Origin of the sequence: Agromyces sp. NPDC052230 (assembly GCF_040679595.1) — a bacterium.
GTDB lineage: Bacteria > Actinomycetota > Actinomycetes > Actinomycetales > Microbacteriaceae > Agromyces.
On record NZ_JBFAVC010000001.1, the window covers coordinates 1,037,547 to 1,043,985 of the forward strand.

The window sequence follows — 6,439 nt, forward strand, 5'->3', positions numbered from 1 at the left end:
GATCGGCGCGACGGAAGGGGGCACCGTGTCTGCATCGAGCATGCGCGAATCGGCGCTCGAGCCTGCCCTTCCGGCGCGCCACGCGCGGATGCCTCGGCACGGCACCTGGATCACGTACGGAAAGTTCGCGGCATCCGTCCTGGGTGTCTTGGCGGTGAGTGCCTCGGCCGTCGCCGCATATGCCGGCATCGACCTGTTGGCCTCTGTGAAACCTCCGGTCGAGCTCGAGAGCGAGAAGATGCTCGAGGGCGTCCCCGATATCGGCGCCATGGAGGGCGGACTCAACTTCGTGCTCGTGGGAAGCGACAAGCGAACCGAAGACGGCGCGTTCGGTGACCCTGAGATCGACTCGGCGGTGCTGAACGACGTCACGATGCTGTTGCACATCTCGCAGGACCACACACATGTGGAGGTCGTGAGCTTCCCGCGCGATCTCATCGTGTCGGTGCCCGAGTGCCCGAACCCTGAGGACCCGGCCGGCGACCCGCTGCCCGCGATCGAGGAGACGCGGATCAACGAGGTACTCGCCTGGGGTGGGCTCAACTGTGTTGCGTCGACCGTCCAACAGCTCACGGGCGTGCAGATTCCGGTCGGTGGAATCGTGGAGTTCTACGGTGTGGCCGCTCTGTCCTCCGCAGTCGGTGGCGTGGAGGTCTGCGTTGCCGAGCCCATCGACGATGAATACACCGGGCTGCATCTCGCACCGGGTGTGCATTCCCTCGAGGGCATGGAAGCGCTGCAGTTCCTGCGCGTGCGCCACGGAGTCGGCGACGGCAGCGACCTCGGCCGCATCTCGAACCAACAGACGTTCCTTGCGTCGCTGATGCGCGAGATGCAGAGTTCGGGCACGCTCAGCAACCCGGTGAAGCTGTACTCGATCGCCAAGGCGGTGCTCTCGAACATGACCCTGTCGACAGCGCTCCAGGACCCGGCCCAGCTGATGGCGATCGCCAGGACCTTGCAAGACGTCGACCTCTCGCAGATCGCGTTCGTCCAGTACCCGACCACGTACACCGACGGATTCGCAGCCGTCGTTCCATCGGAATCAGCGGTCGTGCTCAACGCCGCCCTCCAAGCCGACCGGCCGGTGGCAATCGATCCCAACGCCACGACCGGCTCCGATTTCGGCACCATCCCCGATCCCAACGCACCCCCGGTGCAGCCGTCGGAGGCGTCGCCGGCGCCGTCGACCGGCGACCCCGCGGCGAGCCCCCCATCGGCCGAGGCGCTGCCCGGTGATGTGACCGGTCAGACGGCCGCCGAAGTGCGCTGCTCGACCGTCAACGACTGAGTCACCTGCCTCAGCACCCTCACAGGATGTGCTGTGAGGCTCTCCTCGATACGCGCTTCGGCTAGAATCGGGGCCTGCCGCACGATGTCGCCCCGACTGGGCTGCGCCGTGCCGGCACGGAGGGCTGTCCGAGCGGCCGATGGAGCTGGTCTTGAAAACCAGTGGGCAGCAATGCCTCGTGGGTTCGAATCCCACGCCCTCCGCGCACACGAAGAGACGACGACCGAGAGGAACCCGGTTGAACCAGGAGCTGCGCCACCGCTCACGTCGCTCTGCGAAGGTCCCCTCGGTCGCCCGCCACGGTCGTCTCAAGCGCCACAGCGCATGGCAGACGCTCGTGAAGATCGTGGGATCGGTCGTGGCCGTGGCGCTCGTCTCGGGTTCAGCGGTCGCTGCCTACGCCGCGCTCGATCTGGCGACCACCGCGAAACCCACCGTGACCCTCGGCAATGAGCACGCCCTCGAGGGCGTGCCCGACGTCGGCGCGATCGAGGGCGGTCTGAACCTGCTCATCATCGGCAGCGACAGCCGTGAGGGCCAGGGCGACGGCTTCGGCGACCCCGAGGAAGAGAAGGGCGTGCTCAACGACGTCAATCTGCTCCTCCACATCTCGGAGGACCACAGCCACGCGTCCGTCGTGAGCTTCCCGCGCGACATGCTCGTCGATGTGCCCGAGGGATGCACCGACCCCGAGTCGGGCGACGAGCTCTGGGAGCAGTACGACGTGAAGATCAACTCGGTACTGGAGTACGGGGGCATGCCCTGCGTCGTGAAGACCGTCGGGGAGCTGACCGGCATACCCATCCTCTTCGCCGGAATCGTGCAGTTCATGGGAGCGGCGGCGATCTCCGAGGCCGTCGGTGGCGTCAGCGTCTGCGTCGCCGAGCCCATCGAGGACACCCACACCGATCTGTTCCTCGAGGCAGGCACGCACGAGCTCAAGGGCATGCAGGCGCTGCAGTTCCTTCGCACGAGGTACGGCGTCGGCGACGGCAGCGACCTCGGTCGCATCTCCAACCAGCAGGTCTTCATGTCGGCGCTCGCACGCGAACTGCAGGCGGAGGGGACGCTGACGGACCCGGGGAAGCTCTACTCGATCGCCAAGGCGGCGCTGTCGAATATGCAGTTGTCCGACAGCCTGATGGATCCGACCCGCATGATCTCCATCGCCAAGGCGGTGAAGGACACCGATCTCGCCAAGATCGCGTTCCTGCAGTATCCGACGGCTGCGGTCGACGGTGGGGGCGCCCTGATTCCCAGTGATTCCGCCGAGATCGTGAACCTTGCGCTCCAGAACGACACACCGGTCATCTTCGACCCGGCCGCCCAGGAGACGTCCTTCGCCTCCGCCGCGGACCCGAACGCGCCGCCGCCCGCGGAGTCGCCGGCCGAGGAGGTCCCTGTCGATCCCGCGGCTCCCTCGCCCACGGTCGAAGCCCTCCCGAGCGACGTCACCGGCCAGACGGCGGCCGATGTGCGCTGCTCGGCGGGTCGAACGCTCGACGACCAGTAGCGGCATCCGCTCGCGTTCGATCGGAATCGTCATCCGCCGGGTCTGCGGGTTATGATGGCTCTCGCGTGTGCGCGCCAGCGTCGCACGAGGAGACGTCGCATAGTCCGGTCGAGTGCACCACCCTGCTAAGGTGGAGTCCCCGTAAGGGGACCGCGGGTTCAAATCCCGCCGTCTCCGCTCTCGAAGTCGCGGTGAGGTCAGGTCCGTCAGACCGCGTTCCCGTGGCGCAGCTTCTCGGGGCGCAAGCGGATCCAGACGACGCTGATGAGCCGTCCGGTGAAGTCGACGGTCATCGCCGCGATGGTCTCATCGCCGCGGTTCAGCATCAGGCCGGCCTGGGCGTTCACCGCCCGCTCCTCGATGACGAGGCCGGGCTTGGCCGCCATCCCGTGCATGAGCAGCGCGACCGCCTCGTAGGCACCTCTCACGACCCTGATCACAGGATGATCCCGATCACCCCGCTCGACGACCACGGCAACCGCCGGGTCCAGGAGTGAGGCCAGTCGCTCGGCGTCACCGCGTTCTGCCGCGGCGCGGAACTCGTGCACCGCTCGGTGGTGCAATGGGCGCAATAACCGCATGGTCATCCCCTCCGCTCCGGCGGGCTGACCACCGGACCTACAGATACGACAACCGACGCGACGCGTTTGTGACATCCAACGCGAGGAGTCGCCGAACCTGTCGACGTCGGAGGACGAGGGCGGGCGGCATCCGCTGGCGGACTCTTACTCCGCTGACGGCGCCTCCGCCTCCGCAGCCTCATCCGACTCGGCCGGCACCCGAACGGTCAGGCCGCCGGCCTCGATCCAGGTGCGGAACGCCTGCGTGCGCCCGAAGCCGTCGCCGTCGAGTTCGAGTTCCTCGGGACGGCTCAGCACCACGTCCATGCGCTGACCCTTGATGTAGCGGAGTGCGTCGACATCGGGGCTCACGAGCTTGCGGCCGAGCTTGGTGCGACGCAGCACGCCGTTCTCCCAGATCACCTTGACGAAGATCTGCAGCCAGCCCCACGCGCTCTCGGGGCGAAGGAACACGGCTTCGAAGCGGCCGTCGTCGATCGCCGCCGTGGGCAGCAACAGGATGTTGGCCGGCAACGAGCCGCAGTTGCCGATGATGAGCGTGTGCGCCGAGACCGTCCGCGTGCCGTGCCGATCGAGGCGATAACGCATGCGCAGCCGATTCTTGTCCCGCAGCGCCTTGCGGATGGCATCGACGTACGCGAGCCAGCCGACCTTCGCCTTCAGGTCCTCGTCCGTGTGGGAGAGCATCTTGGCGTCCAGGCCGAGTCCGGCCATGACGAGGAAGGCCTGACGTTCGACCTTGCCGTCCTCGCGGCGGATGTCGGTCCACGCGAGGTCGATCTGCCGGTCCACGCCCGTGAAGGCGACCCGGATCGAGTTGCCGAGGTCGTCGAGGGTGAGGTCGAGGTTCCGTGCGAGCAGGTTGCCGGTGCCTGACGGGAGCAGGGCGAGCGACGCGGAGGAGCCGGCGACCACCTGGGCGACGGCGCGCACGGTGCCGTCACCACCCGCGGCGATGATGAGGTCGGCGCCTTCCTCGAGGGCCCGGTGCGCCTGCCCGGTACCGGGATCCTCCTCGGTCGTCTCGAACCATCGTGTCTCCGCCCAGCCCGCTGTTCCGGGCTCGGCGGCGACCGCGGCGCGCAACTCCTCGACCTCGACCTTGACCGGGTTGTAGATCACCGCGGCGCGACGCTTCGCGGTGGCCGACCCGCTCAGCGTTCCACCTCCTCCGGCGACATGTCGATGTCGCCGGCGTCGTCGGGCCCCCCGGTGCCGGGAACGGCTCGGATGCGCGACGAGTCGATGTCGTCGTCGATCCCCTCGGGCACCGGGTCGGTCTGCTTCGCGGCCGTCTCCGCCTCGCTGCCCGGGCTGTAGCTCACGTCTTTGCGGGTCTGCTCGGTGTCGGTGAGCGGCGCCGGGTCGCCCGGCTTGGACTCCGGATTGCGGGGCGCTGCCGTCTCGTCTTCGGTGCTCATGTGCCGAGCCTAGGTTCGACTCCCGGCGCTCGCAGCCCCTTGACGGGCGGCCGCTCGCGTGCGTTGCCGGGTCTCCGACGATCAGGAGGCGAGTTCGGCGATGAGCGACGTGAGTGTGGGCGTCGGGATGTCGCGCGCCGCGGCGGCGCGCTCGACGGCGCCGGCGATGGCGTCGAGCTCGTTCGGGCCGCCGGCCGCGACATCCGCCTGCAGTGACGACCTCATGGAGGGCGGCATACCCTCGAGGATGCCGCGCAGTGCGTCGCCGGTCGCCGGCAGCCCCTCGGCGGTCGTAACCGCGGCGACTTCCTCGAGCAATGACGCGGCGAGGGACACGTCCGCTGCGAGCGCCTCGCCGATGCCGGTCTGGGTCCGTGTGGTCAACAGGGCGAACGGGGCGAGGAAGCGCAGCTTGCGCCACAGCACCTCGGCTTCACTGCCGCCCGCTCCCACCTCGATGCCGGCGTGGGCGAGGGCGCGGACGAGCGGCGAGGCCGCGACGGCATCGGGCACGGTGATGCGTGCGAACGGGCTGCGGTGCTCGATCACGGTCGGGGAGCGGCGGGCCGCCTCCACCGCGATGGCCCCACCGACGACCGACAGGCCGGGTGCCGCCCGCCGCAGCTCCGCGACGTGGTCCACGCCGTTCAGGAGGGAGAGGGTCACCACCGGATGGGCTGCCGCGAGCGTCGGGGCAACGTCGAGGACCGCGTAGGCCTTCGTCGTGAGGATGACGGGCGCGCCCTCGGGGATCTCCGGCACCGCCGGGACATCCGAGGTCCAGGTGCCGTACTGGGCGCTCTCGACCGTGAGCCCGTGAGATGCGATGAGCCGAGCGGATGCCTCGCGGGCGACGACGACCACGTCGGCGCCGTCGCGGTTGAGCAGGGCGGCGATCAGGCCGCCGACGGCGCCCGGGCCGACGATGGCGATGTTGGGGGAGGTGGTGGTCGCGGCGGCGGGCATCCATGCATCGTACCCACCGGCGATCAGCTCGAGTCGAGCATCGGGCCCGAGACGGCGGTCGTTTCGCGAGAGTGGCAGGATCCGATGGGCGGATGTCAGTGGGTCATCGCTAGGCTGAGAAAACACCAGATCAGGGAGTATATGCAAATGCAACGAATGAAGCTCTCCGCCGCGATCACCCTCGCAGGAGTCCTGTTGCTGTCGGGCTGTGCCGCCGGCGGCACAGGCGGCGAGGCCGCGGCCGACTCATGCGAGACCGTGCGCGCCGAGGTGCGCGACATCTCGAACGGCGCGCAGAACGTCCTCTCCGCCGGCGGTGACCCGAGCGAGGTCCAGTCGGCGCTCGAAGGCTACAGCGAGCGCGCCGGCGAGCTCGCCGAGGGAGCCGACGACGACGTCGCCGGTGCGGTCGAAGGGCTCGGCGAGAAGATCGACGAGGCCGCCGACTTCGCCGAGACGCTGCCGTCCGACCCCGAGGCCGAGGTCGACGCCGAGGCCGTCGCCGAGCACCAGACGGCGATCCAGGAGGCTGCGGCCGGGGTCGCCGACGAGTGCAAGTCCGACGCCTGACGGCTGAGTAACCACAGTGCGGCGCGGGGGGGGAGCGAGGGGTGGGGCCCGGCGGCGGCAAGGAAAAACGGGGGGGCGCGAAGGTGGGCGCCCCCCC

Annotated in this window: 7 protein-coding genes and 2 tRNA genes; 5 read left to right on the forward strand and 4 right to left on the reverse strand. The window is 69.1% G+C overall.

What is annotated here, in order from left to right; translation table 11 throughout:
- The first annotated feature begins 25 nt into the window (after positions 1-25).
- From AB0K73_RS05160 to AB0K73_RS05175, 4 genes are all read left to right on the forward strand, one after another.
- Positions 26-1,291, forward strand: coding sequence for an LCP family protein (locus AB0K73_RS05160; protein ID WP_360510171.1), 1,266 nt, complete (start codon positions 26-28; stop codon positions 1,289-1,291).
- 118 nt (positions 1,292-1,409) lie between these two features.
- Positions 1,410-1,494 (forward strand) — tRNA-Ser (locus AB0K73_RS05165).
- Positions 1,495-1,529: 35 nt separating this feature from the next.
- Positions 1,530-2,804, forward strand: coding sequence for an LCP family protein (locus AB0K73_RS05170; RefSeq protein WP_360510169.1), 1,275 nt, complete (start codon positions 1,530-1,532; stop codon positions 2,802-2,804).
- 88 nt (positions 2,805-2,892) lie between these two features.
- A tRNA-Ser gene (locus tag AB0K73_RS05175) sits at positions 2,893-2,981 on the forward strand.
- 29 nt (positions 2,982-3,010) lie between these two features.
- Here AB0K73_RS05175 and AB0K73_RS05180 read toward each other — a convergent pair.
- From AB0K73_RS05180 to AB0K73_RS05195, 4 genes are all read right to left on the reverse strand, one after another.
- On the reverse strand, positions 3,011-3,385 hold the full coding sequence (locus AB0K73_RS05180) for a hypothetical protein (RefSeq protein ID WP_360510167.1): 375 nt from the start codon (positions 3,383-3,385) through the stop codon (positions 3,011-3,013).
- A 144-nt stretch (positions 3,386-3,529) separates the two neighbouring features.
- The gene (locus AB0K73_RS05185) at positions 3,530-4,507 is read right to left on the reverse strand and encodes a diacylglycerol kinase family protein (RefSeq protein ID WP_360510165.1); all 978 of its coding nucleotides are present in this window, start codon (positions 4,505-4,507) and stop codon (positions 3,530-3,532) included.
- Between the two features lie 32 nt (positions 4,508-4,539).
- Entirely contained in the window at positions 4,540-4,806 is a 267-nt protein-coding gene (locus AB0K73_RS05190; protein WP_360510163.1) for a hypothetical protein, read from the reverse strand.
- 81 nt (positions 4,807-4,887) lie between these two features.
- Positions 4,888-5,772 carry a 2-dehydropantoate 2-reductase gene (locus tag AB0K73_RS05195; RefSeq protein ID WP_360510161.1) on the reverse strand — a complete coding sequence of 295 codons (885 nt, stop codon included), beginning with the start codon at positions 5,770-5,772 and terminating at the stop codon, positions 4,888-4,890.
- Between the two features lie 147 nt (positions 5,773-5,919).
- Here AB0K73_RS05195 and AB0K73_RS05200 point away from each other — a divergent pair, with 147 nt between their 5' ends.
- Complete coding sequence (locus AB0K73_RS05200) at positions 5,920-6,342, forward strand: hypothetical protein (protein ID WP_360510159.1); 423 nt, start codon at positions 5,920-5,922, stop codon at positions 6,340-6,342.
- Positions 6,343-6,439 lie beyond the last annotated feature (97 nt).

Bases quoted from the DNA above. Each gene is read 5' to 3' on its own strand.
- AB0K73_RS05180 (WP_360510167.1), bottom strand. From the start codon at position 3,385: ATGCGGTTATTGCGCCCATTGCACCACCGAGCGGTGCACGAGTTCCGC.
- AB0K73_RS05190 (WP_360510163.1), bottom strand. From the start codon at position 4,806: ATGAGCACCGAAGACGAGACGGCAGCGCCCCGCAATCCGGAGTCCAAG.
- AB0K73_RS05195 (WP_360510161.1), bottom strand. From the start codon at position 5,772: ATGCCCGCCGCCGCGACCACCACCTCCCCCAACATCGCCATCGTCGGC.
- AB0K73_RS05200 (WP_360510159.1), top strand. From the start codon at position 5,920: ATGCAACGAATGAAGCTCTCCGCCGCGATCACCCTCGCAGGAGTCCTG.